The organism is Paenibacillus sp. W4I10, assembly GCF_030816325.1.
In the GTDB taxonomy this organism is placed as follows: domain Bacteria; phylum Bacillota; class Bacilli; order Paenibacillales; family Paenibacillaceae; genus Paenibacillus; species Paenibacillus amylolyticus_B.
The window spans coordinates 533,939-560,110 of the sequence record NZ_JAUSXX010000001.1 but is presented as its reverse complement, the minus strand read 5'-3'; the positions used below and the strand labels follow the sequence as shown (position 1 = coordinate 560,110).

Sequence of the window (26,172 nt, the reverse complement as noted above, 5' to 3'; positions counted from 1 at the left end):
TGTCCGGTTTATTAATATTTAAAAAGAAAAACTGACGTTACATCAGCTTTTCATGGTTAACGTTGTTGAATGCCTGCTAGCAAACTGGCCATGCCTTTGTGGTAAATACGACGAATATCCGCCAAGTCCTTCTCGTAATAGAGTGTAGTCAATCCGCTAAACAGACCGTAGATAATGTGCATTACATCCTGTGGATCATCCGTCTTTAACTCCCCATCTTCCATCCCTTTAGTAATAATGGACTCGTATGTCGCATATGGAATTCGGATCAGGGAAAGCATCTCATCGAGCATCTCCTGACTAACGACCTGACCTGAGACAAACTCGTTAATGGCGTGATTCAGCGGGTTAGCCAAATCATCCACGTAATGGTCAGCAAGTCCGTACAGTTTATCTACAGCTGTCTCATACCTGGATTCTTTCTCTAGCCAAGCATCCATCCAATCTTCATTATTAAGCTTGATTAGATACATGAATAACTCTTCTTTGCTTTTGAAATGATAATAGATACTGCCTTTACTCCGATTGTTAATCGTACATATGTCTTCCATGGAAGTTGCACTATATCCCTTTTGGGCAAACAGTTCCTTGGTATTACGTGCAATGTCTTTTTTAATCTGGGCAACATCTTTTCTTCGTTTGACTTCGATTGGAAAAACCTCCATAAACTAAACCGACTATTCGGTCTAATAGTATCACAGCACAAATACCTCGTCAATTCAATTTGCACTGGCACCCTCTCATTTACTGCTTCAAAAGATATACAAGAGAGTGCCTGGCTACAATTCACGAAAGAATTCGTCACATCATACTTACGATCCAACCGATCCAATACGCAAATGGAATTAATAACAACTGTGCCAACAGAGTTCCGAATAGACGGGATACGAGCATGCAGCCATAAATCTGATTCATGCGATCCAAACGGATCTCGCCACGTAATGATCGGTCACTGAGCAAGGAAATCCGCGGATCAATCAGGATGGTTAACAAAATAGTCGCTATTCCGTTAATTAACCCGGTTGATTGGGATGCAGCTACAGCCTGCCCTGGGTAAAGGTACGCTGCGTATAAACTGGACAGGACACCTGTGGTATAGATTGCGGTTACCGCTACATTAAGCAACATTAACCGTCTTGGCATCCCATGTTGTACCAATCGTTTGGCCATCTTCCAGGATGGCGGGGTGATGTAATACGTTGCATTTCTAATCTTGCTTCGCTTCAGCATACCGCGAACCATTGCTGGGATAGAACCGGCTGCTTCAAAATGTACAACCATTCTCGACGAGAGCTTCACCATGGTTGGAAAACACAATATGGCTAATGCCGTTCCAATCGTTGCCGCACCCATTAACCAGTGCAGCTGTGCTGCAAAGTGTGGATTGGCTCCACGTGTTGCGGTATCCACCAGATTACCTACCATTGGACCCTGGGCCATATTCGAGGTTCGAGAAACCAACAGCAAGATACCTGCCAAAGAAATGGCAAGCGCAATTCTGCGAGTGCGTAGCCCACCAAGGCGCAGCGCATAGGACAAGCTATCTGCGGCATGAATCAGCATGGTGAACAGCATAGGGATTGCCAGGCTAAGACTAAACATATGTATGTACTCCTTTATATTCCTTTTGTTGAACTTATTTCTTTCATGGACAGCATTATACTCCTCTGTCTTGCAAAAGTATAGGAACGAGATCCTTCTGGGTCATCGGTAAATGCACTTACGACCTCGGATGTTCATCGTTTATCCTCCCCCTCACAGGGTAATATACAACTAATCCATTATTGTACAGGAGGGGTTCATATGCCTTGGAACAAACAGGATTATCCGGTATCCATGAAGAACCTGGAACCACGTGTCAGACATAAAGCAATTGAGATTGCCAATGCTCTGCTCGATGACGGGTATGAGGAAGGACGCTCGATTGCCATAGCGACAGCTAAGGCGGAAGAATGGGATGAAAATCATCCCGCACCGGAAAGTTCGAAATCGGACTCCACATCTTCTTCCGATCATTCCGACCACAAAAAGTCGACTTCCACGGAACGTCGTCATTCCGAGCCCGTTTCTTCGTCCAAAAGTCATGATAACATCCATGTAGTACCTACCGACTCCGGTTGGGCGATCAAAGAAGAAGGAAAGTCTACCTATCTGTCCACATTTGATACTAAGGCAGAAGCTGTAGATAAGGCCAAAGAACTGAGTAAAAAACAAAATATTCGAGCGATTATCCATAATCAGGATGGTCAGATTGCTTCTTCGATCAAGCCCTGAATGGATCGGAAAACAACAAAATCCCTTTTGCTGCTGAAGAGCAGTCAAAAGGGATTTTATATGAACGTTAACTATCAAGACCTGAATATGATTCATACAGGTTATGGTTGTTCTGAAACGTATGGTTAATTGGATACCCCTCTAGCCACCGTAGTCCGTTGTGAAATAGCAGCAGCGTTAACTGCCTTGGCTGCAGCCGATGGCATCGGCAATTTCACAGCCGAAGTTGTAACCACGGTTCCGCGAGCCGGAACACTAACGACGTACGTGATGACTTTACTGGCAATCCATACGGCCAGAATCGTATATAAAGTTTCTTTTACCGGAAGAAAGAAAAGCGACAATCCCAATACAAAAGCATCGCTGACAAAGAAAACTGTTCCCAGCTTCCATCCCTTCCAGCGGCTAACCAGCACGGCGAGAATATCATCTCCGCCTGTCGCTCCACCGAATCGAAGCACGATCCCAGCGCCTACCCCTGTCAATATACCGGATAGAACTGCCGGAATCCACAGATTTCCGTTAAACGACAATACCAGTGTGGAGTATCGTTCAAAGCCGTCATAGAATAGGGAAAATGCACCAACGCCAAGCAATGCCTGAATCATGAATTTCCAGCCTTTGAGGAACCAAGCCAGGATCATGACCGGAATGTCCAGTAACAACATACCGATAGCAGGTGATAAGCCTGTTGCGTATTTTCCGAGCAGGGCCAGACCAACAAATCCGCCCTCCGATAAATGATTCTGAAAGTTAATGTGATAATAGGCAAAAGCTAAAATAAATGTACCGAGCAGCATAATGGCGAATTTGATCGCCTCTGTTTTAACGTGTTGTAAGGTTAACGATGTTCTCTTCATTCAGGTTCCCTCGCAGTTTGTAGGTTGGTTTTTTAGACCGACCGTACCCTGCAAAAGGTAAGCCTGGAAGAAATCATCGTGTACGTCCTTCGAATATTCATTCCAATCCCCTCTTTCGCAGAGTCAGCCGTTTTTTTGAACCGGTTGGTGTACTCTACAAGGGGCGCTATGTGTATGAGAGATCGTAACGTTTCCAGATCGTCCTTGGGGAGATTGTCCTTCGGGAACTCATGGTATCCTGATCCTTTCTGTTCTGTTGTGGTTAGCTGTGCTCAGTTAAACTGAAAAATAACTACAATGCATAAGCTTGAACATTTAATTGTACACTTACATTTGGATTACAGTACCCTCTTTCGATCGCGGTTATCCCCGGATTTTTGGAATTCCATTTTCCCTCTGGGGAAAATCCGGTGATAGCTTATGCTTCCCAAGCTGCTTTCATTCAAAAAGCTTTCAGGCGAACGCTTCGCTTCTACAGATGGGTTCTGCACTCTTCGTTCCTGTGTAAATTGTAAATCCAACTTACAGCAGTTGCAAGTTCATTCAGTTTAAACACCAAAGCTAACTTGCTTGTTCTTCTATTATATAACACCAACGTGACCGGGTCTAAACAGCGGACCCCTCAAAAACAGGCATAAAGCAGCCTTTGGACTGCTCCAGCAGTCATACGGCAACACCAGGATAAGCAATGCTTGCTAATGGTGCAACCTGCTCCTTTATTCTATGACCAAAGCTTCCAAAAATAACTGTCAGTCACCCAACTGTGACAAATTGGAGCCTTTTTTTATTTTCTTGCGCTTTTTAAAGGAATCATTTTCCTTTCATACATACACTATAGCAAACGTAATCGGCTTATTCTTTGTCCAGTTCAGACGTTTCCAGACTTACTCTGCTGTTTATGGTATAATATAACAATTGAATCCCACTACCGTTTAAGCGAGGCGGATTGATGAAAACGTTAAAGCCAAGAGTCTTTATTGGTTGCTCGCTGGAAGCAAAGCCGATTGCAGCCGCAGTACACGAAAACTTACGTTTTTCAGCCGAAGTTACCCCTTGGTATTCTGGGGTTTTTAATCCAAGCAGCTATACCATGGACGATCTGGAAGTAGAGGTCCGTACGACCGACTTTGCCATTTTTATTTTTCATCCGGATGATATATCCAAAATTCGCGGGAAGTACTACGCGTCGGTCCGGGATAATACAATGCTGGAAATGGGTCTGTTTATGGGTCGTCTGGGACGAAAACGTATTTTTTTCATTCTTCCTGAGGATATTACAGACATCAAGGACACAACCAAGGTCGAAGGATTGCGTATGCCCACAGATCTGCTGGGGTTAAATCCACTCGTATATGAAATCCGTTCTGACGGAAAGTGGGCACCAGCCGTGTCCGTGGCATGTTCCAAAATCGCAGACAGTATTGAGGAACAAGGACGCTGGAGTGATCCAGAATTGGAGAACATCATTGAGAAGCATAAACGCACTGAGGGAGAAGCAAGGTTACAACTGCTTAAGTTGCTGCGGTTCTTTAGGGAATTGCTGCGTACCCGCAAAGCAGATGCCAAGATGCTGGAACGAATGAGCGATGCCCTGCGTACTGCCTTTGTCTCTCATCCTCCATTCGCTGTACGTGGCACAGCCATATACCGTACAGATGACAGTGGTTATATTGAGCAATTATGTGGTAATGTTGGAGAACCGGGGAGAAAGTATGACTTGTCCGCTAATGACGACAAACAACCGGATGATCCCAAGCGCATCCTGGTTATTGATTCTTACCGGGAGAATAAAATCAAGATCAACCTGTATGATGATTACCTTGAGAAAGAGTATCTGCTATGCTATCCTGTAGCCAAGAGGTATGTAATCACCGTTCACATTATTGGACATATTGAAGCGGATGAGGCGGTATTTCAGCAGATTGACCTACAGAATCGTCAACTGTTCAACGCCATCAACGATTTGTTAGGAGGCGAACCGGAATGAAACCGGAAACGAAAAAAATAAGCAAGCGCTGGGGCAGCGAAAAAAAGGTACGCCTCAGTTCTGCGCCCGAATCATCACGACCGGTTCCGGAACCCAAGGAAGAAGATCGTTTCCACAAGCCGGCCGTACCGCTAACTACCATTGGGCCCTCTTTGAAGGGCAAGGAAAGACCTTATAAGGTCATCCTTGAAAAAGAGGCGTTCTACGAAAAGCCTCAATATCTTGCCTAATTTCTGAACACATCATCAAACCTGCCGCTGAATCGGCAGTATTCCATAGGCCCCGCCGCCCAAGGCAGGGGCTTTTTTGTTGCTCATTTTCGCTAAAATAAAACTGCTTCTACTCGTTGACCTGGTGCCATCCTGTTAAAGGTAAGGCATCCTTGAATCATTATCGCAATTCATTGCTTGTAATTACTTCTGTAGCAGACTGCATTGCATAAGGTTCATTTGGTTTATGGCCTTAGGTTTCCTGCAAAACCCATAAATTATACCTTATTTTGGAGCAGGCTTGTCCTTAAATCCCTAGCTTCATCCACTATCTGTACCTTTAGAAAAATGAGGTAATATGTGCTTCCAATATTTCTCGGTTGTATTGTGTATCTCCATTACATATATTGATTATAATATAGGAACACATGTTCTGTAAATATAAAATTCCAATTAAAGGTTAAGGAAGTGAACATATGACATCCTCAACTTCCGCCCCATCCCCTGCGGATGAAGATCATCGTCTGATTAAAGGTCTGGTTGTTCGCACGCTATTGCTGGATGTACTTGAACGGGATATTCGAACTTTGGATACGCTGCTGCTGAAGATGCCTGAAGTCTACATTTTGTCGCTGACCCGCATTCAGAACAATGTACTCAAGGAGATTCTGGGTCTTCGCAAACAGATGAGAACTCGTGGTGTCAAAGTTTTGGAGGAGAAACGTGAGGCCGATGGAATTGAAACCTTGTATATGTGCAGGGGGTATTGGCAACGTTTCTACATGCTGTGGACGTTCGCACGCAATGAAGTCAAAAAAGAGCTCAGTCGGCATCTGCAGATGGACTTGGCGCAGACTTGATACAACTCTGACAATATTGAACCCATCCCCAGCAAAACAAGTTGACCACGGAAGGTTACGTTCATTAAGATGGAATAGAGATATCCAACCATTCCAATAAGGCATGAATTGATTTCAACCGGATATACTCTCAACGTCTTATCAATCAAGGAGTTGTACTTCATGGAATTGAATACACATTCGATTAAACAAACACCCGCACATACAGGCATTGCTGCAGATGTAACCGAGCTAATCGGCCAGACACCTGCCGTTAAACTGAACCGACTCACAGGCAGCGACTCCGCTGACGTATATGTGAAACTGGAATATTTCAACCCAAGCGGCAGCGTCAAAGACCGTGCCGCCTATAATCTGATTGTTCAGGCTGAACTTGCGGGACACTTGCTCCCTGGTGCTACCATTATTGAACCAACCAGCGGCAATACCGGGATTGGTCTTGCGATGAATGCCGCCGCCAAAGGATATAAAGCCATTTTGATCATGCCTGACAATATGTCTAAGGAGCGCATCAATATCCTGAAAGCCTACGGCGCAGATGTGGTGCTCACTCCCGCTGCGGAGCGGATGCCTGGCGCGATTCGCAAAGCGAAAGAACTTCAGGCAGACATTCCGGGAAGTTTCATTCCGCAGCAATTCGAGAATCAGGCGAACCCGGACATTCACCGAATCACGACGGCTCCCGAGATTATGCAGCAGATGGATGGCAAGCTGGATGCTTTCATCGCTACCGCGGGAACTGGCGGAACCATTACGGGCACTGGGGAAGAACTGCGCAAGCAGTTACCCGGTATTCGCATCTATGCGGTGGAGCCCAAAGGTTCTCCGGTGTTGTCCGGTGGCGAGCCCGGCCCACACAAACTCGTCGGTACAAGTCCGGGGTTCATTCCGGACATCCTGAATACCGACGTGTGGGATGCCATCATCCAGGTGTCCGATGAGGACGCACTGGATACGATGCGGCAGCTTGCTGCCCGGGAAGGGCTGTTGCTCGGCCCTTCCTCTGGCGCTTCGGTGTGGGCCTCCCTTCGCATCGCGAAGGAACTCGGGCCGGGACACCGGGTGCTCTGCATTGCGCCGGATACCGGGGAACGGTATCTGAGCATGGGTATTTTTTACACAGCTAACATCTGTACACATCAAAAAGGGGCTTCCATATCCCACAAGCCATGAGCCCATAAGCATGACAAAGGTCCTCCCTTATTCGCGCTCATTGGTCATTGGTTCTAATGAACCTGACACACGCTATTCGCTCCTATTTGCGCAGGTCTGACGTGTAACGAATCATAGCGACGTTATTTTTCCAAATTCGGTCGATTTACAGCTTAAAAGCTATTTTCGGCGGGATAACGTTACTGAGATTCGTTAGAATTTACATCTCTTCATTATCACCCCTATAAGGTGTGATAGGTTCGTTAGAATGTTGGAGCGATTGGTAGCGAGGAGCGAGGGAAAATCCCTCGAAAAAAAGGGAAGAGAAGTACATTGGAGGAACCATCAAAATAAAAAAATAAGCTCATGCTCACATACGGATGGTGAATCCGCAGAGAACAAGAACTTATTTTGGCAAGAAACCTTATCATCAAAAATAAAGCAAGAACATTTAACGTAAGCTGGTTAATGTGTCAGCGTTGTCCATTCCACACCTTCGGGAAGCAGAGCCGCAATGCGGTCTTTGGCTTCCTTTTTGGTATACAGTGATTCATCGAGAATGACCGCAGAACCGGAATCCGTGCTTGTCCGGATCAGACGTCCAAGACCTTGCTTCACACGCAGGAGCATATACGGAAGATCGATCTCTTCATAAGGGGCAGCCGACGCACTGCGTTTTGCATTGAACACAGGGTCCTGTGGTGGATACGGGAGCGACCAGATCATGACATTGGATAATGACGGACCTGGAACGTCAAGTCCTTCCCACAGATTGACGGAGCACAGCACACTCTCCTCATCCTGCTGGAACGCCGCGATCAGATCACTGATCTCCCGGTCGCCCTCATACATGAAGCGCAAACCTTCTGCTTCAGGCACATGAACAATATCCTGCTTGAACGCACGCAATTCTTCCATCGTACGGAACAGGATCAGCGCACGTCCTCCACTCTCCTGAAGCATGGATACTGCATCGCGCATGCGATTTTCATTTTCGGGATGACCCGGTAAAGCTTCATCGGTAATCTTCATCTTCATTTTGTCCGCATAATCATATGGTGAAGCTACGGAGAAGGATACAAAATCATCAATACCCAGGCTGTCCGCCACATAACGGAATGAACTGTCCACAGATAACGTTGCAGAGGAGAACACGATTGGAATGCCTGTGTTGAACACACGCTCGTTCAGCATTTCCTTCACGGTACGCGGCATAATCGATAATGTCGTCTCGTCTTCACTCTCTTCCGCCCAGCAGATGTAGCCGTCTTCCTTACGGAACAACGCAAGTGCAGACTGAATCATGTCCAAATGTTCTTCGACGACACGCATCTGGTACCCATCCAGCGAGAACAATCCACTTTCAAATACCAATTCTTCGCCGATCGCATCCAGCACACTAGTGAGACGTTCAATCTCACGCAGCAATGGCGGCTCTACCCGAACTTCTTTCCGTTCCGATCCCGGAATTGCCACCGTATACGTATCCAGCAACGCAAACAGTCGTTCACTGCTCTCAATCGCCTCATCCACACGCTCCGCGAGGGATTCACGAATCTCTCCTTCAAGCAGGCGAGTCACGAGTTCCTCGAAAATACGGTGTTTCAGCTTGTAACTCAATGCGTTCAGGGCTGCTTCTTCCAGCAAATGTCCTTCATCAAACACAACCGAGCTGTGATCAGGCAGCAGGGGCAGTTGTCCCTCGCGTTTGCGCGCATCATAGGTCCACACATGCTCCATGTAATAATCATGGGAACAGATGATGATGTCTTTGGAACGACGGTAATGGTCACGTGACAGCGTTAGGCCGCAGCGTTGTCTTTTTGGACAAACAAAACAATCCTGGAACGGGTCCCAGTTGATTTTGTTCCACTGACGATCGTTCAGATGTGGATATTGTTTGCGGTCACCATACGGATGGAAAGCCTGAAGCGTACCCGGCGTATTCACAAAATCCGGAAGGCTCTCGTGCACTTCTTCAATAACAGGCGCATCCTCATCGGCGAATCGCACCGCACTTAATTTGTTCAGACAGACGTATTGGTCCGGGGACTTGCCCAGACGTGCGTCCACTTCCAGATCCAGATGTGCAGCCAGCTTCGCAATATCTCCGCCAGGCTTCACAAGTTGTTCAATCAAAGACTCATCGGCACAGGCGATCACTGCCGGTTTGCCCGTATAACGTGCATAACAGACCGCGTAGAGCAGATAGACTAACGTCTTGCCTGTCCCTACTCCGGCCTCAGCCATAATGGTCTTTTTATCTCCATAGGCCCGTTCGAGCTGGTACGCCATAAAAATCTGTTCATCCCGTACCTCGAAGCCGAACTCAGGCAAAATATCGTAAAAAACATCGGCAACCCACTCTCCCAGACGGGATACAAAAGGTTCAGCCGGATCATATGCAAAAGGATAACGTTGTGTAGACAATCCTAGGTCAGCCTCCATTCTTAGACAAAGCGGTCCTATTTCATTTTCACGTACCAAAAAGGCCGCTGGACAAAAGTTAATTATCTCACGCAGCGAGGCGGGTGACAAGCTTTTTTTACGAGGAAGCACGCCAGGGCGGTTGGTGAGGTTTTTCAAAAGGTAGTTTAGATGTTCGTTGGTTGCCACGATGTATAGAACCTGCCCACAGGGAAAATATATACAGGAATCCAACTTAAGGAAAGGTGGCGTTCCACTCTATGGATAACCATTCTTCACAATCCGAGCATTCCTCAGACCAATCAAGCGAGACTTTAACGGACCGACAGGGTCACCCCATCACGGACAATCAGAACGTACGAACCGTTGGCAGCCGCGGACCAACAACACTGGAGAACTATCATTTTCTCGAAAAGATCACTCACTTCGACCGCGAACGCATTCCGGAACGGGTTGTGCATGCCCGGGGTGCTGGTGCTCATGGGGTATTTGAAGCGTATGGAACGGCCGGGGATGAACCTGTATCGAAGTACACACGTGCACGTCTGTTTCAGGAAAAAGGCAAACAAACGCCCGTATTCGTTCGTTTCTCTACCGTGATACATGGTGGACATTCACCGGAGACCCTGCGGGACCCGCGTGGCTTTGCCGTGAAATTTTATACCGAAGATGGCAACTGGGATCTCGTCGGTAACAACCTGAAAATCTTTTTCATTCGTGATCCGCTCAAGTTCCCGGATATGGTACACGCCTTCAAACCCGACCCGTTGACCAACGCACAGGATATGGAGCGGTTTTTCGATTTTGTCTCACTCAGTCCCGAAGCAACCCATATGGTGACGTTCCTCTTCTCCCCTTGGGGTATTCCAGCCAATTACCGTCAGATGCAAGGCTCGGGTGTTAATACATATAAATGGGTCAATCAGGAAGGCACGGGCGTGCTCATCAAATATCACTGGGAACCGCTCAATCAAGGGATACGCAACCTGCTGCAAAAAGACGCGAGCGAGATTCAGGGGCAGAATTTTAACCATGCCACGCTGGATCTGTATCATGCCATTGAACAAGGCGACTATCCCGAATGGGAGCTGTGCGTTCAGGTGATGGAAGACGGCGAGCACCCGGAGCTGGACTTTGACCCGTTGGACCCAACCAAGTTGTGGCCGCCGGATCAGTTTCCGTTTCTGCCTGTGGGCAAAATGACGCTCAACCGCAATCCCGAGGATTATTTCAATGAAGTGGAGCAGGCAGCATTTGGCACCGGTGTATTGGTGGACGGGCTGGATTTCTCGGATGACAAGCTGCTGCAAGGACGCACCTTCTCCTATTCAGATACCCAGCGTCACCGGGTCGGTGCGAACTACCTGCAACTGCCTGTGAATGCACCGAAGAACCGTGTTGCGACCAATCAGAGCGGCGGGCAGATGCAATATCAGGTGGATCGTGCACCGGGTCAGAATCCGCATGTGAACTACGAACCTTCCTCGCTTGGCGGGCTAAAGGAAGCGGCGCCACGTGGCAAGGAACATGAACCGTTGGTGGAAGGCAGGCTTGTTCGTGAGAAGATCGAACGTACGAATGATTTTGGACAAGCCGGGGACACCTACAGGGCATTCGAGGATTGGGAGCGGGATGAGCTGATCAGCAACATGGTCGATGCTCTGGCCCAATGCAAACCGGATATCCGGGAGCGCATGATCTCTCATTTTACCCAAGCGGATGCCGACTACGGTCGTCGTGTGGCGGAAGGACTGGCGTCTGTGCCAACCGATGATAGTGCCACAGTCCAACCAAAACATGAACCAAGTGTCGAGCAAGCGAAGAAGCGCAGTCATGAGACGGACGGATATTAAAGTGAGCAGCGTTGTAGAACTCTCGTCTATGCATCGCTTATAGTGCATGAGATTGTTCGGACGATAAGTCCCAGCGTTGGTTTAATAGAGCACATCGCTTGATTCGATGAGTCTTGCCATGAAGGACAACGCCTACAATGATTAGATAATACAACTTCGAACATCGCCCCAATAGTCTCGTTGCCTCTGGCAGCCACTATGGGGCTTTTTGTTATGCGTTAATTGCCCCATCATTTCGATAGATGGCACGGATTATGTTTATGCCCCCTATTGAATGCGTGTTGGTCTTTTTTGAAAATGCGAAGTTCATTTGGGTGGATTGAGGGTGAGTCTCGTGCCTTGAGCGTTGTAAAAGCGTGCATCTCGAAGTTCATTTCAGATGATTCATCGTTAAATCAGGGCTACCAGCCAATGTCAGGATTACATGTAACCTGTGAAACTCCAGGCACTGGGAGCGACTACGCCTAACCTGCCTGCGTCTAGACCCATCTGATCAAATGATTATTGAAGATATCCTTTACAACATTTACCATAAAACTATGCTGTACAGAGAGTATTCATTCCATCGCAATGAGCTACTTCATCGATGCATCTGTCCGGCATACCGCAACAGCTCACGCATTCTATTTTCCATTAACCAAGGAGGTCTATTAATGAAATTATTCCCATCCACATCTACTCATGTGTCTGCACGATCTGTACATTCCCTGAAGGAGCGTTCCCTCAAATCAAAAATGGCCCAGATCTGTCTGAGTGCCGCGTTTCCTCTTTTATTGATTGGTGGTGGATCGGTTAGCGCGGCGGATGTAATCGAGAGCAGCTTGCAAAATAATCCATCAGAAGCCGTGGCTACCTCAAGTGTGACACTTGCTGCGGGTGATCTCTATGTCTCCCCTAACGGCTCAGCCAGCAATCCGGGAACCATAAATAGTCCAACATCGCTGGCTAACGCATTGACCCAGATCGCCCCGGGCAAAACGATCTATCTGCGCGGCGGCACCTACAGCTTCTCCCAGACCATTACCATTGAACGCGGTAACAGCGGCACCTCCTCACAACGTAAAAATCTGGTGGCGTATGGATCGGAAAAACCAGTCTTTGATTTCTCCGCTCAAGCCTTCGCTTCCACCAATCGTGGACTGCAAATGTTTGGAGACTACTGGTTCGTCAAAGGTCTTGAGGTGAAAGGTGCGGGTGACAACGGAATCTTTATCGGAGGCAGCTACAACCGCTTGGAGCAGATCGAGGCCCATCACAATCGGGATACAGGGATTCAAATGGGACGTTATGCTTCCACCGCCGCCAAGAGTGAATGGCCTGCTTATAATGAAGTGATTCGTTCCTACTCCCACAACAACTATGACCCGGATGACGGCGAGGATGCAGACGGTTTTGCCGCCAAACTGACCGTTGGCCCGGGCAACGTCTTCGACGGTTGTATTGCCGCCTATAACGTGGACGATGGCTGGGATCTGTATAGCAAAACGGACACAGGCGCCATCGGCGCGGTCACGATCCGCAACAGCATTGCCTACGCTAACGGTGCAACCGCAGACGGCACTTCTACCTCCAACAGCGACGGCAACGGCTTCAAGCTTGGCGGCGAGAAGATTGCGGTGAATCATATCGTTGAGAACAATATTGCTTTTAATAATAAAAAGCACGGCTTCACCTACAACAGTAATCCAGGTTCGATCCAGATGAAAAACAACACCTCCTGGAACAATGGGCAAAGTAACTTTGCCTTTGATGTAGGCACCCACATCTTCACCAACAACCTGTCCTTTCAAGGCGGCGCCAGTGACAAAACAAGTGGAACCGACGTCAGCAGCACTAACGTCTGGTGGAAGAACAAAAAAAGCATCAACGACAAAGGCCTGCTCGCCAGCGCAGCCGACTTTGTCTCCCTCGTGCCTTCGGTAACACGTAGCACGGACGGAACACCTGTCCTGGGCAATTTCCTGAAGCTTGCGGGTGGTAGTGATCTGATTGGATCGGGTACGCCATCAGGTACGAATATTGGGGCGAGATAAAAGGTAGTGTAAGTTGGAGTTTGAGTAAGGCATGTGTGTTGAGTGTACATGTGGATTAAAAGATGCTACGGAATAAACATAAAATCCCCTTCTCTATGCCTGACAGATTGTCGGTGTTGGAGAAGGGGATTTTTGAGTTGCTATGCATACCCTGCTGACTTATGGATTGATAGATACTCACGTTTTGCGTAGAACCTCAATGATGAGTTTACCGCCTGTGCGAAAACCTTGCTCGAACGCCGCTTCCACATACATGGATGTGGATTGTCCAATCAAGTCGATCAGTTGCTCCAAAGCATCGTATTCGTTCTCGTCAAGCTGTATTTTGTAGTCTTGCATAAGGCTCGCTGTCGATTGATCTCCTGATACTCAGTTTGTTCAGGATGAATTGACTCGTCCAACCGCAGGTTTTCCGTGAAACAAATCTTCAATCAAGTTTGACATGTTATCCCCACCTAGTCTTTTTACCAACTATTCTCACTATACTTTAGCGGATTTTCCGCTAAAAATCAATAGCGGATAACACGCTAAAGTATAGTATTGGTGAGGTGATGAACATGTATAGTCGTATACGCAATTTGCGTGAAGATAAAGACTTATCCCAAACACAAATGGCTACCTATCTTGGCTGTAGCCAACGTGTTTATAGCAACTATGAACGTGGTGAATTGGATATTCCCACAGCTATATTGATAAAGCTGGCTGATTATCATCAGACCAGTACAGATTATCTCTTGAATCGGACGGATGTAAGGAAGCCATATCCTTAAAGTTGATTTGAATTTCTGCTGGCTAGTGCTACTTTTACATAACTCCGAAGGGTTCAATTATCTCATCATAATCAAAAATTAGTTCAGTAGATTATACAACAAAGACAGTAATTTTCTTTAGGGTAATCTAGTCCCTTTTATGTTGGATTTTTTTCATGAACATTTAAAAGTACATTTTCACTTCATTATTTCACTTTTGTTTGGCTTTACTTTCTGTAATATGAATTCAACGAAACTAAACTTCACACTGGAGAAACCTTAGTTTGTGAACTAACAAAAAACGGCATCTCTGCCGTTTTTGTTAGTTGATTTTGAAGTCAAAGATTGAAGCCACGATGCAAGATCAAATTTTTAAACGTTAAATAAATTTGAAATATCCTTGTAAAGTAAGTTTCGAGATTTGTTTTTTTACACTCAAATAATGTGACAACATTATTGTTTAGCTTTATTCGCAATAGAGTCCAAAATTTCTAAATTGTCAAGAGAGGACAATATTAATTGAATTACTTTTTCTTTGTTGCTTGCTCTTAATAAAGCTTTTGAATGTCCAAATTTCTCATGTCCGATTTTTTCCAATAATACTTTAGTTACATTTTCAGAATTCATGCACATATTCCTGATTTCAGCGTTAGAGATATCCAACACTTTTAGTGAGTCTACTATTTCGTCTCTTTCAGGAGATTTTTCTTCAATCAAATTTGAAATAATATCAGTTAATTCTTGTAGTGACATTCCTTTTATAGGCTGTAATGTTTTAAGGAAATTTTTTATTTGAGAGGAATTTGCACCACTGCCCATTAAAGGATTTTTAGACATCCTATAAATCGACTCTATAATTGAAAGTAAATCCTGTACTTTTACTTCCTTTTCAACTCCTATTTTTTTCCCACCTGCTTTTCGGGCACTCTTTTTCTCTTCTTGCATAAACTACCCTATCCTCCCTACTGTATTATGTACCAGTTTTTCAAACACTTCAAAATACTCTCTCTTTTCAATATTTTTGTTATCTGTTCTATCATATACTGGGTAACCTTCTGCCATCGCTTCTGGAACCCCCGTACCTTCTTCAATATAAGGGCGTATGATTTCATTTTTCCATTTCGAACTAATCAAAGTCAGATGTTGTGTATGATCATTAGTATAACCGCTTTTAGAATTACCTGCTACCTTAAGCTTAGAGACAACCACACCTCCAAGTTTTGTATCTCTCACATAAGCATTTGGAACTTCTCTACCACTCGCTACCAAAAAGTCTGCTAAACTCGAGGTTTTCTTATCAATTTTATTTTTTAGCAAATGAACAAGATGTTCTAATCCTCTACTGGAAATTGCATCAGGAATGACCGGAACAATATAAAAATCAGATGCCGAAATAGCATTTTGTGAAACAAGTTTAGTTGCGGGTGGACAATCGAAGAAAATATAATCATACTCATTATCTAAATTGTTTTTATCAATCCATGAACTTAACAATGTTCTTTTCTGAAACTCGGAAAAAACAGCTTCACCTCTTGAAGAAGAAGCCAGTTCAAGTTCCAAATCATCTAATTCAAGACTTGATGAAACAATATCTAAATTAGGATAATCTTTTTTATATGGAGCAGGAATAATTATTTCTTTACCAGGCAAAGGTTGATTCGATTTTGTAAAATGTTCAAAAATTTTATTCACTGTTTTTCCGCTATTCACTGCATCTTCCCATTTTTTTCTTAATGCCACTATTGAGAGACTACTTTGGTGATCCACATCAATCATTAATACCCTTTTCTGATAAAAATATTCAATACCAGCAGCTAAATGCAACGTGATGGTTGTCTTTCCAACTCCACCTTTAAAATTAATAATACTTATTTTCTTTGCCAAGATACTTTTCCTCCTGTTATATAAAAATTATGAAATTGTGATGAATATTTAAATGTTCTCTTACTTAAAAATGAAAACTATCCGTTTAAACTCTGGGAATTGCATTATCTATAAATCCAATGTCATATCCAGCCCTCGGAACTACACTGAACTTCTTAACTACAAAAGCTTCTAAGGAATCTTCCAAATCTTCAGGTAAATCATTATCTACAATAATAATTTGAAAATCGTATTTATGAAGCAATTCTTCACACATCAAAACTAAGTAGGCAAAAATGTTTCTATACTTAAGTGGATCGTTTAAGCCTTCGGCACGATCTTGACTCTGATCTGTAGATAGCAAATACTTTGGTTTTGTCTTACCTATATATTTACCAACTGTATCAACCATAACAAGACTTGGAAAATTAGTCTGATTTCCTAAGCTATTTCTTAAGATACTTATTAGGTATCCGACTGAAACTAAAGTTCTAAGTCCACCTGATGTTAATTTCGAATAATCTTTTTCTCTGACAACAGGAAGGAATGTGTTTCTACTTATACTTATTCCATACGCATTTCTTATTGGAATACTTGTAAGAAAGTCATTTAATAAATCACCTATATTTCCCAAAACACCCTCGACAGAAGGAGCATTTGCCTTCAGAAGCTCTAACTTCTCATTTAACTCATCAATTTGTTCTATAAGTTGATCTGATTTTATTGTGAGATCATTGACTTGCTTCCTGAGTTTCAGTAAGTATTCAATTCTTTTAACTTCTTCCGTAATCTCTCCTCTTCGTGTATTAAGCAGATCTCTTTGAGCTATAAACGGAGAGACAAACTCTTGTGTCTTTAAATCCAATATTTCTTTAGCTCTACGAATATCGTCCTTCTCATTTTCAATTGTTGCGATAAATCTTAAAATTGCCTCTCGATCTTGTTCAATTAATGCAGACAATTCCTTTTCCCTATTTTTTAAACTTTTAATCTCCTGTTCTATAGCAGTCGAGTCATAGTGACTAAATAATTCATTAAACCTTGAAGCTTTTAATTCGCTCTCACATATTGGGCAATTAACATGATGTGATTCATGATTTGGCATCTTACGAATAACCTCAAGAGAAGCCTTCAACTTTTCAATGTCTTGGCGATAATCTTTTTTCAATCTTAAATTTTGTTCTAACTGAGTGTTTTTGTACATTTTACTCATTGACAATTCATCAAGATGACTTTGTTTATTTACGATTAGCTTTCGAAGTTCTTCATCCTGTTCATTATTCGATTTCATACTATGTGTTATCATTGTCATTTCACTATCAACTGTATTTAAAGCTTCAGCAAGTTGTAATGATTTTTCTTCTAAAGATTCTGTAGATTCTAACTGTGCTTCTCGTAAAAAGGAAGAAATAATCGTAAACTGCTGACTGATTGATTGCTTTACTCGGTTCTTCTCACCTATCTCTTCTTGCAAGAGTGTAATTTTATCATCTAACAAGTTATGGATAAATTTAAAAGTTTCTTTGTTCTTGGTAAATACAGAAAAGTTTTTCTGATCCAATATATCCTTATTACCTACTTCATCTTGATCCATAAAGCAATATTTCAAAATATCTCGAAAGCTCAATGTTGACATTTTGGAATCTTCTTTTGAAGGCGCTTGTTTTAGTTTAACCCGTGGGATGTTTAGCGCCTCTAAAAGAAATTCAGACAAATATCCAGCAGGCCCTTCTTTTCTAGAATGTGGACCGTACTCCTTGGGAAATACTTGATCCATATGCTCTATTGTTTCTTTATAAACTTCAATAAGTGCATTTGGGTCAAATATGTCTCTCTTTATGGTATAAATTTGATTGTTTAAATTAACTTCAAGCAGTGCATATCTACCATGCATTTCAATTTCGTCATAAATAGCAACTTCACTAGCACCCAATAAATAATCAATTAAATTTAAGATACTTGATTTACCTGTATCGGAATCACCAAAAATGATATTTAAACCTGACGAAAATGGTACAACATAATTTTTCTCTCTTCCTACCAGTATAAGCTTATTCAAAATCATTTTAGGAGATCGATTGTTTTTCATAATTAAGAAAGCACCCCGTATTGAGTCGATTTTATAATTTTCTGCAATTGTGCATTAGATAGCTTTTGTAGTGAAATCAAAACTTTGCTTAAAGTTTGTATTCGTTGAAAGTAATTTGATTCCAACTCTTCAACAAACTTATCCCCTAAGGGACTTGTAAAATAAAAAATGTACCCCTGATTGTCATGCTTTGCTGAGACATAGCCATAATAAAACAGAGAGTACATAATTTTTTTAATAATATTCGTGTCAAATAGAGAAGATTTATTAGGAAATAAAGATTCAATTGAGTTTCTCTCTTCGTACTTTAGCTCCATTAATTTGCCTTGTCCTTCTGCTTTCAACACTCTTTTAAGCAATTCAGGATTCCTCAATAAATAATCGTATATAGCTATTCGATCTATGCTTAAAACAAGTTTCCCTCGTTTACTGAAAGCTAATTCCTTCACAATAATAAGTAGTCTCGCAAATCTAACATTATATTCATTTTCAGGAATAATAAACGGTAGTTGCATCATTTCCTCCGCGCCTCTCTAAATTGTTCAATAGTTTGTATATTATGATCTTGTGCCCACCATAAATCTTTCTCCAATTTATTCATTAGTTGATGTAACATACCTGTTTTATGGTAGCTACTTAGTAAAGGTATTGCGCAGTTAAGAAGTTCAGGTTCTTTCATGATTTGATCATGAACGTAGGTTACCAAATGATTACTATTAGTTAGTTCTTTACTCATAAGTTTCCCAAAAGCAATTGTATAAAAAAATTCTATTTTAGCGTACAGATCCGTCAAAAGCATTATTGACTGATCCCCTTGATTGGTAAGAACTTTCCTCATATATTCTGCATTAAAAAAAGTTTGTTTAGCACTACTTACATGAATATTATGAACATCAGCAATCAATAATCGAATAACAAATACCTCATCATCCATTTGACCAGTATCTATAAATTCTTGAATGTTTAATGTAGCTTGGCTTAATGTATCTTTAGCGAAATTTTGAAGTATTGATTTTACTGCAACGAATATAAGTCTATTCTTATCGGATGGTCTCGTAATAGAATTATGATCTTCATCACAAGGCACTTTCTCTGGTTTATTTACTTGGAGCAACACAGCACTATCCTCACTTACTACATCATCATAATGACCGTAGAAGCATACAGTTCGAGGTGTATTGGAGTTTTCAATCCAACTCCGATTAATTTGAGACATTAAGTGACTTAAAGGATTAAGATCAATAGCTTGTACATTTCTGAAAAGTTTCTCGCCTAATTTTGCCCAGTCAGAACCAGTGTGAGGTACCGCCAGTGAAAGAAACAGTTTTACTTGGGGAGCAGTCGAACGCTGCTGTAATTCATTTAATATATATGATTTCGCAACTAGCCCTCCCATGCTATGGGCAACAATTACAATGTTCTCATATGATTCACAGTTATACTGAATTACTGCTTGAATAAACTCTCCCAATTGCTCAATACCAACATTTTTTCTAGCAGTACCTGCATCGAAATTCAACATTCTCATCAGCTTTTTTGCTCTTGACTTAAGACCGTATAAATCAATCAATGTCGTATAGTAGGAAACGTAGGCAACATCATAATGTTCAAGAATTCCTTCTTCTTCTATAAGCATTTTGGGGAATTCTTGACCAGTTCCATTTTTCCATGTATCTTGGCTACCAGTGAAACCATGTATAAACAAAATTAAATTAACCTTGTTATTTCTTGATATAAACTCAATGGTATTCATCCTAGTCCTCACTATCTATATGATACTTATTATAATTAAACAACTTTAGTCCTATTTATATTGTATCCTTAGACCTATGTCGAATGCTGGCGAAGTCTGTTGTCGAAAAATATTAGTATTTCACTCCTGAGATTGCATTAAATTAAAATAAAGCACACAAGTTGAAGTTCATATTGAATTTTTCAAGAATGCTCGTAATACAATTTTGCACAAAACAGCAATTTGGCTTTCATGGTCTGTATTCTCGATGCCTAACCCGAGTTCAGATGTTTACCAAAAAAATTATCTGCACCAACTTCAAACTACTTTATTCATATGGATTGCCTCCTAGTAATTGATTTATGTTATTCCAATAATCAAGTCAACATAAGTAATACTTAGAAGACAAGCGAATAACTTCATCTCACAGGAGGTTCATTATGAAAAAATAATGCTGTTTATCTTGATTAGTATGATTATACTGCCTGACTTTACTAACAAGGAGGAGAAAGAGCATTATCCAGTTTACGAGGGTATTGTAGTACTTGGAAAATGGAAATCTTGAGGATTTTATAGAACTAGCACAAGACCAGGAAGCTTCGTATTATTTTGTCGATAAAGAGAATTATAAGTCAATTGAAATAGGGCAAAGAGTAAAAATCGCTGCTGACTTTAACCAACAAGAATCCTTGCCACCCACTAGGACGGTTGTGAGTATTGAAAAAATCAATGAATAAGTTACTCAATAGAGAAAATCCCCCGCGATAACTTCGCAAATTATTAAAACAAGAACCATGATTAAAACCGACAATCCAAGACTGAGGGGAAATTATCATGGTTCTTTGTACTCGATAACACACTTTTTCACCAAGCCGCTGTTCGCCCTCAAAAAATAAAACCCCGAAAGTGAGATAACCAATCGAGGCTTGCATTGCGCTAAGATTCAAATGTTGTTTTATCGGGGAATGGTCCTTTTTCTCTATACAGACATCTTGCCAATCTTTGAGCCGCTCTATCGAAATAAAATTTCGATTCGTTATTAGGGTTTACTACTGGCTCCACTTCTTGAATGGTTTCCTTTTTTTTTAGTTCAATCTTTCCCATGATGTTCATTTGGACCAAACCGATAAATTACCTTTTCATCATCTTCATAATCTTTCAATAATAATACAAAGGAAGCCATTTATTTACTCTCAAAATCTTTAACTTGCTCAATCTTTTGTGCGAAATCACAAGCATCCTGAAAATCTTTTTTCGTATAAAGTTCGGTTAACCCATTTGCCTCTTCCTGCCAATCGGGTCCATACTGTAAAAGGTAATCGGTAAACCATTCATAGTAGGACAGGTTGGTTGGATTTAACAGAATCAATCTTTGATACATCTTTATCACACAAGGGATCGGTAGAAAGAAATACGTAAGCTCATAATTAATGGCTTCTAATAAATGATCTGAGTTGTTGGTATGATCTATCTCAGATAGCAATTCATTGGATAGAGATTCTACAGTCTCCCTCGTTGTTTTTAACTCTGCCTGATCTAATTTCGACCAATCCTGGTCAATCAACTGATGCAATTCTTCCACTGTCTTCTGTATAGTCAAGGTAAATGTCCCCTTTATTTTTTATTTAGGATAATAGGTAGAGACCCTTAAAGTACCATCAGGCGTTTGTGTTACGGTATAGCCCATCGGTTTCTCATTTACTTGAATAGTTCGTTCAATCGTTTTAGGAGGTCTAGGGAAATCAATATTTGCCTTATTGGCTAATTCCATATCTTTAAGTATAACGGATTCAATCTGATCCATGGTGCCAATATCTTGAGCATTTCCTGTTCGATGGCCACTTCCACGGTAACCATGTCCACTATTAATTTCTACTTTAGTTCCGTCTATCTCAAAAGTACGTTTTAGTGCATCACCTTCCCCTTTAGTCCCAAGTGGCTTCAATTTAACTTCTCCGATATTAGAAGCTTGCCCTGTAACCCCAGAACCACTCTTTTGCTCATTCGCTTTCCTCGCCTCAGCCGCTTCCAAATTCTTTTTAATCTTCGCCACAGCTGGATGAGAAGAAGGTAAGCGAAACGGACCTTTGCCACCCGGCATACTCCCGCGAACCATCTGAAATGCCATGAATAGCTGGCTAAACTTTAGAGAAGTCAACATCATCTGAGCATATTTATCGGATACAGGCTCGCCTGTGAACGGATCAATTCCCATTTCAAAGCCTTTGATCTGCATCGCAAAAATATCTTCCCCTGACGGTTCAGCAGTTACAGCCTGCATTCGATTAATATCCAAATGCCCCTGATCTCTCTCATAAGCTTGGAGTGCAGACTGATCCGTAACTCCATTCTCGTTGACAGGCATCGACATCCACTTTCCAAAAACATTGACTTGTGCCATCCCATAGCCCTTATCGTCCGAACCGGCATAATATCTCGAGGTCTCCATCATCGCTACAGCGCCAACAGTACCAACGGCATTACCCAGACTCACCTTCTGAGCATCAGCATTCTCAAACCGCATAGCGATATCCTTGAGTTCCTTGGAGATGCCCACCATACTTTCCAGCGCCTTCTGCAATACAGGGCGTGACTGCTCAAATTCATAGTAGAATCGCTCCTGCGTCACACCCAGCCACATCTGCTGAAGGAACATGATCTGTCTTGAGAGATCCTCCCGTATATGCTCCAATTGATGTCTCGCCTGATCTATTTGATTCGATACGTTATGTAACTGTTCAGGGGTAACTTTAATGGTACTCATCCATTTTCACCGCTCATCTAATATATGATAAGACTATGTTAGCAGAAGTTTAATGGCAATGACATCCGGCTAATCTCCTGATTTCACTACATTAATTCCCACTAAGAATGATTTATTTCCGTTCTTCAGTCCCATACGATTTCTATGTAGGTGTATACATGTTCCTGAGGGTTCCTTTTATTTGACGACTTCAGGATACTGTAGCATCTTTACTGCGACGAGCAACACGCTTTAACAATTCATAGAATTAATGAATAAACTTGACTTGAATTGATAATCAGATGTACTATATGTTTATATAAATGGAATATATTTCAATTTAAATGCTTATTTTGAAATCTTATATTTTCACCATGAGTATTAGGGCCTAATATGAGTTTACCATTTTGTCTGCAACACACAATGATTGGCAGGCATTCATTTTACATATACATTCCTACTTCATAGAGTTTTCTAGCCTGTAGAGTTCTATCTCCTTTATTTCTATTTTCCAGTAAAGAAAAAGAGGGAAGAACCATTTTCACAAGAGAGGAGGGCAAGAGGCTTTAATCTGCAAGCAGGTCTATTTGTCGTTATCCATATTTTTGTAAAAAAAAGAATACCCATAACAAGAAAGGTGGAATTTATTACTATGAAAAAGTTGGTTGGTTTAGCTCTTATTCTTGTTCTCGTACTTTCGTTTAATGTAGCTGCCTATGCAGATGGTGACGTGACTCAAGCCAAACCGTTGACAAAGGAAGAAATTATTAATTCCAAAGAATTCCGTGAAGCTGTTGAGGCTGCTAAGGCTGAATTTAAAGCGCAGAAGGCTAAAGATACGGGTGGTCCAGTTCTGTTTGCACCTGCTCCGAACGTATCTCACATTAATGTATACGGTGTTGTATCTCCTAATGGCGGTCAAGAGATTTACGGCTTCAATAACAACCCGCTCTCCACGACCAATGATCATGGCGGGGCTTGGATTCAGTGTATTACGTTCCAGATCGGTTATGACAGCAGTCACTACGGCAAACTCGCCGGCAATACAATGACCAACAACTGGTCTGAAGCTATTGATCTGGACGGTGATCGTGTCGTAGATGCTTTTGCCCATTCTTGGGTTTATGAATCCCCTAATACAACAGGCGGACAATTTGTAGGTACGGTCTATTCCATTAATATTCCAACACAGTGGACCGCTTGGATTAATGTTCGTTAACAGGAAAGATGTTATATGAATATTGGAGGAATTGGCCATCCTGGTTCTATCCTGAGGAATACGGGGGAAGTACGCCCAAATGCTCATCAGCTTCGGATACGAATTCGATCGTATCTCAATTTGATGTGATAGCTCACTCTTCTGCTAACAATTACGTTAGTACATTTTCTCAGGCGGCCTTCAAGAATGCATCTCAAGAAGTCCAGGAGGAGTGGAACAAAGCATAGGAAAGAAACAGTGGCTTCAATCCCTTAACTGATGCTGATGGTAAACTTGCAGGTTCCTCCTTGTTGGCGCGACATATGGAGATGGAATACAACCTGATGCTTGGTTATGGTAATAAGGAAGCCCGTGTACGCATGGACAATGTGTTTGCAGACAAAGATTCCGCAAAGGCTCTTATCCGTGCGGCTTTGGAACGAGCTAATCATCCGTTAACAAGCACTAAAGGCTCTGCCCAGTTTGAGTAGAAAAGCATTTTTTAGAGTCTTTTCTATCCTATCTGGATTGATGGACACGGATTTGATTCTTGATCAGGCGCAGGGATATACATCCCCTGCGTCTTTTCTCGTACACCATATGCTTTCCCACTACCATCAAGTTAAAAGAGGCTTTTCCTTCTATTCAGCCTCCTGCTACAGAATAGTGACAAGGATTATTTTTTATTTCATCTGCTCTTGCTTCTGCAGTTTTCTTCATTGAGGTGCTAAAATCAATACATTTCTTTGTTTTGCATAGGCATCATAAAAAGAAAACACCCGAAAAGGGTGTTCTCTTAGGCTATAAATCGCTCGTCATATCTACCCACTTCAAATCCAATACAACCGATACTTTAATCGAATCTCTCAAAACCTTGTTTTTATAGTCGCTGTCGTCTTATGCAAAGGAGAAGTACTTCGCCGAGCACTGATAATTATAGACTTCTAGGTATCGACTGGACATATCCCCACACTCACGCTCCACATACCTTGAGTGTACCAAAAAGATGCCAGCTAACTAGGACGTGTCTCAAAAATCGCTGAAGTGCATCTTTTACCACCTTTTCGCCCCATGCTGCGTCACTTTCCCTTGACGTGCCCAGGCACACCTGCGGAAAACTTCCTGGCTTGGAACGAAAATTCGGCAAAACCTGCTTCCTTCGGAGTTTTCAGACACGCCCTAATCCCTCGCACTTTCGATTAGTCTTAGTTTCTTAGTATCCCGAGCCGGAGATGAACCGAAGAAGCGGGAGTACTCTCGATTAAATTGTGAAGGACTCTGATAGCCAACTTGATATGCTGCACTGGCTACTGCATAACCCTCATATGCAATGAGGTTTCTAGCCTCCAACAGCCTTAATTGCTTTTGAAATTGAATAGGACTTAAACCCGTTGCACGTTTAAACTGACGGTGAAAGGTGTTTATAGCCATACCAGATTTTGATGCCATCTCATCAATGTCTATTGGCCTCATAAAATTATCGCGCAACCATTTTACAATTTGAGAAATCTTAGAGAAATTACTTTCCCGCAGACCCAGTTGTCTCAGGTACCACCCTTGTGATCCCATCAGAACGCGATACAGGATTTCACGTTCATAGGCCGGTGCAAGAGCTGGAATATCTCTTGGTGTATTCGTTAATCGCAATAAGCGTAGCCATGCCTCCATAAATTCAATGTCTATTTCACAAGCTGCGAAATGCTCAGAAGCAGTTGGTATTAGATTTTCAGGAAGATCTCTTAATAAACTCTGAAGAACATTCTGATTCAACTCAAGACCAAGGGACATGTAAGGACGGCCATCACGGTCTGGATGTACACTCGCCGTTGCGGGAACATGTACCGGTACGACGTAATACGAGGGCCCTTCTAGTGTAGTGCTACGCCCCCCGATGGATAGAATCTTTGTTCCTTGAACCGTAAATCCAATCATCGGCTCGTAGAGCGCTGCGAGTTGATGTGCGGGAATGTCTCCCTTAATCATCCATAGCCCCGGCACTCCGGTTTCAACTGGTCGAGTTCCTGCACTTTTCATTAGATCCATAATTTCATCTACAATTTTATTCATACACTTATTTTATCACATTATCCCTCAAAACAACTCAGACATACATCGGCATTTTTAGGATCTTCTTATAATAAAG

Annotated in this window: 24 protein-coding genes and 1 pseudogene; 11 read left to right on the top strand and 14 right to left on the bottom strand. The window is 42.5% G+C overall.

Annotation, left to right across the window (positions count from 1 at the left end; all coding sequences use genetic code 11):
• Positions 1–56: 56 nt before the first annotated feature.
• Together QF049_RS02465 and QF049_RS02460 are read right to left on the bottom strand one after the other, a co-directional pair.
• Positions 57–665, bottom strand: a complete 609-nt coding sequence (locus QF049_RS02465) for a TetR/AcrR family transcriptional regulator (protein WP_307534596.1) — start codon at positions 663–665, stop codon at positions 57–59.
• Positions 666–801: 136 nt separating this feature from the next.
• Positions 802–1,602 (bottom strand): lipid II flippase Amj family protein, encoded by an 801-nt coding sequence (locus QF049_RS02460; RefSeq protein ID WP_076216967.1) that lies wholly within the window; start codon positions 1,600–1,602, stop codon positions 802–804.
• 201 nt (positions 1,603–1,803) lie between these two features.
• On the opposite strand from QF049_RS02460, the gene QF049_RS02455 reads away from it, so the two are divergent.
• A complete protein-coding gene (locus QF049_RS02455; RefSeq protein ID WP_307534592.1) occupies positions 1,804–2,274 on the top strand; it encodes a DUF2188 domain-containing protein in 471 nt (156 codons plus the stop codon).
• Between the two features lie 125 nt (positions 2,275–2,399).
• Here QF049_RS02455 and QF049_RS02450 read toward each other — a convergent pair whose 3' ends face one another.
• Entirely contained in the window at positions 2,400–3,134 is a 735-nt protein-coding gene (locus tag QF049_RS02450) for a YitT family protein (RefSeq protein WP_036614465.1), read from the bottom strand.
• Between the two features lie 949 nt (positions 3,135–4,083).
• Here QF049_RS02450 and QF049_RS02445 point away from each other — a divergent pair.
• The 4 genes from QF049_RS02445 to cysK all read left to right on the top strand — a co-directional run bounded on the left by QF049_RS02445 (position 4,084) and on the right by cysK (position 7,363).
• Positions 4,084–5,121 carry a nucleotide-binding protein gene (locus tag QF049_RS02445; RefSeq protein WP_051447360.1) on the top strand — a complete coding sequence of 346 codons (1,038 nt, stop codon included), beginning with the start codon at positions 4,084–4,086 and terminating at the stop codon, positions 5,119–5,121.
• Entirely contained in the window at positions 5,118–5,351 is a 234-nt protein-coding gene (locus QF049_RS02440; protein WP_017687536.1) for a hypothetical protein, read from the top strand. Before QF049_RS02445 ends, QF049_RS02440 begins: the two co-directional genes overlap by 4 nt.
• Positions 5,352–5,806: 455 nt before the next feature.
• Positions 5,807–6,190 (top strand): YhjD family protein, encoded by a 384-nt coding sequence (locus QF049_RS02435; protein WP_307534591.1) that lies wholly within the window; start codon positions 5,807–5,809, stop codon positions 6,188–6,190.
• Between the two features lie 162 nt (positions 6,191–6,352).
• Positions 6,353–7,363, top strand: a complete 1,011-nt coding sequence (gene cysK, locus QF049_RS02430; protein ID WP_307534589.1) for a cysteine synthase A — start codon at positions 6,353–6,355, stop codon at positions 7,361–7,363.
• 444 nt (positions 7,364–7,807) lie between these two features.
• On the opposite strand, the gene QF049_RS02425 is transcribed toward cysK, so the two are convergent.
• The gene (locus QF049_RS02425; RefSeq protein WP_307534587.1) at positions 7,808–9,790 is read right to left on the bottom strand and encodes an ATP-dependent DNA helicase; all 1,983 of its coding nucleotides are present in this window, start codon (positions 9,788–9,790) and stop codon (positions 7,808–7,810) included.
• A 239-nt stretch (positions 9,791–10,029) separates the two neighbouring features.
• Here QF049_RS02425 and QF049_RS02420 point away from each other — a divergent pair, with 239 nt between their 5' ends.
• Positions 10,030–11,622 (top strand): catalase, encoded by a 1,593-nt coding sequence (locus QF049_RS02420; RefSeq protein WP_307534584.1) that lies wholly within the window; start codon positions 10,030–10,032, stop codon positions 11,620–11,622.
• 653 nt (positions 11,623–12,275) lie between these two features.
• A complete protein-coding gene (locus QF049_RS02415) occupies positions 12,276–13,655 on the top strand; it encodes a right-handed parallel beta-helix repeat-containing protein (RefSeq protein WP_307534582.1) in 1,380 nt (459 codons plus the stop codon).
• Between the two features lie 177 nt (positions 13,656–13,832).
• Here QF049_RS02415 and QF049_RS02410 read toward each other — a convergent pair whose 3' ends face one another.
• Positions 13,833–13,994 carry a DUF6809 family protein gene (locus QF049_RS02410; protein WP_307534580.1) on the bottom strand — a complete coding sequence of 54 codons (162 nt, stop codon included), beginning with the start codon at positions 13,992–13,994 and terminating at the stop codon, positions 13,833–13,835.
• A 218-nt stretch (positions 13,995–14,212) separates the two neighbouring features.
• Here QF049_RS02410 and QF049_RS02405 point away from each other — a divergent pair, with 218 nt between their 5' ends.
• Positions 14,213–14,425: a helix-turn-helix domain-containing protein gene (locus QF049_RS02405; RefSeq protein WP_307534578.1), complete on the top strand. Its 213-nt coding sequence runs from the start codon at positions 14,213–14,215 to the stop codon at positions 14,423–14,425.
• A gap of 432 nt (positions 14,426–14,857) precedes the next feature.
• On the opposite strand, the gene QF049_RS02400 is transcribed toward QF049_RS02405, so the two are convergent.
• The 5 genes from QF049_RS02400 to QF049_RS02380 all read right to left on the bottom strand — a co-directional run bounded on the left by QF049_RS02400 (position 14,858) and on the right by QF049_RS02380 (position 20,109).
• Positions 14,858–15,349: a hypothetical protein gene (locus QF049_RS02400; RefSeq protein WP_307534576.1), complete on the bottom strand. Its 492-nt coding sequence runs from the start codon at positions 15,347–15,349 to the stop codon at positions 14,858–14,860.
• A gap of 3 nt (positions 15,350–15,352) precedes the next feature.
• On the bottom strand, positions 15,353–16,288 hold the full coding sequence (locus QF049_RS02395; RefSeq protein ID WP_307534574.1) for a ParA family protein: 936 nt from the start codon (positions 16,286–16,288) through the stop codon (positions 15,353–15,355).
• Positions 16,289–16,373: 85 nt separating this feature from the next.
• Positions 16,374–18,356: an AAA family ATPase gene (locus tag QF049_RS02390; protein ID WP_307534572.1), complete on the bottom strand. Its 1,983-nt coding sequence runs from the start codon at positions 18,354–18,356 to the stop codon at positions 16,374–16,376.
• Between the two features lie 2 nt (positions 18,357–18,358).
• Positions 18,359–18,874 (bottom strand): ABC-three component system middle component 4, encoded by a 516-nt coding sequence (locus tag QF049_RS02385; protein ID WP_307534570.1) that lies wholly within the window; start codon positions 18,872–18,874, stop codon positions 18,359–18,361.
• Positions 18,871–20,109, bottom strand: a complete 1,239-nt coding sequence (locus QF049_RS02380) for an ABC-three component system protein (RefSeq protein WP_307534568.1) — start codon at positions 20,107–20,109, stop codon at positions 18,871–18,873. Before QF049_RS02380 ends, QF049_RS02385 begins: the two co-directional genes overlap by 4 nt.
• Positions 20,110–20,633: 524 nt before the next feature.
• On the opposite strand from QF049_RS02380, the gene QF049_RS02375 reads away from it, so the two are divergent.
• The gene (locus QF049_RS02375) at positions 20,634–20,825 is read left to right on the top strand and encodes a DUF3221 domain-containing protein (protein WP_307534566.1); all 192 of its coding nucleotides are present in this window, start codon (positions 20,634–20,636) and stop codon (positions 20,823–20,825) included.
• A 199-nt stretch (positions 20,826–21,024) separates the two neighbouring features.
• Here QF049_RS02375 and QF049_RS02370 read toward each other — a convergent pair.
• From QF049_RS02370 to QF049_RS02360, 3 genes and pseudogenes are all read right to left on the bottom strand, one after another.
• A pseudogene (locus tag QF049_RS02370) lies at positions 21,025–21,271 on the bottom strand (hypothetical protein).
• Entirely contained in the window at positions 21,272–21,688 is a 417-nt protein-coding gene (locus QF049_RS02365; protein ID WP_307534564.1) for a hypothetical protein, read from the bottom strand.
• 21 nt (positions 21,689–21,709) lie between these two features.
• Positions 21,710–22,852, bottom strand: coding sequence for a WXG100 family type VII secretion target (locus QF049_RS02360; RefSeq protein WP_307534562.1), 1,143 nt, complete (start codon positions 22,850–22,852; stop codon positions 21,710–21,712).
• Between the two features lie 631 nt (positions 22,853–23,483).
• Between QF049_RS02360 and QF049_RS02355 the strand changes: the two genes are divergently transcribed.
• Together QF049_RS02355 and QF049_RS02350 are read left to right on the top strand one after the other, a co-directional pair.
• Positions 23,484–24,050 (top strand): DUF4879 domain-containing protein, encoded by a 567-nt coding sequence (locus QF049_RS02355; protein ID WP_307534560.1) that lies wholly within the window; start codon positions 23,484–23,486, stop codon positions 24,048–24,050.
• 287 nt (positions 24,051–24,337) lie between these two features.
• Positions 24,338–24,520, top strand: a complete 183-nt coding sequence (locus QF049_RS02350) for a hypothetical protein (protein ID WP_307534558.1) — start codon at positions 24,338–24,340, stop codon at positions 24,518–24,520.
• Positions 24,521–25,208: 688 nt separating this feature from the next.
• Here QF049_RS02350 and QF049_RS02345 read toward each other — a convergent pair.
• Complete coding sequence (locus QF049_RS02345; RefSeq protein WP_307534556.1) at positions 25,209–26,096, bottom strand: AraC family transcriptional regulator; 888 nt, start codon at positions 26,094–26,096, stop codon at positions 25,209–25,211.
• Between the last annotated feature and the right edge of the window lie 76 nt (positions 26,097–26,172).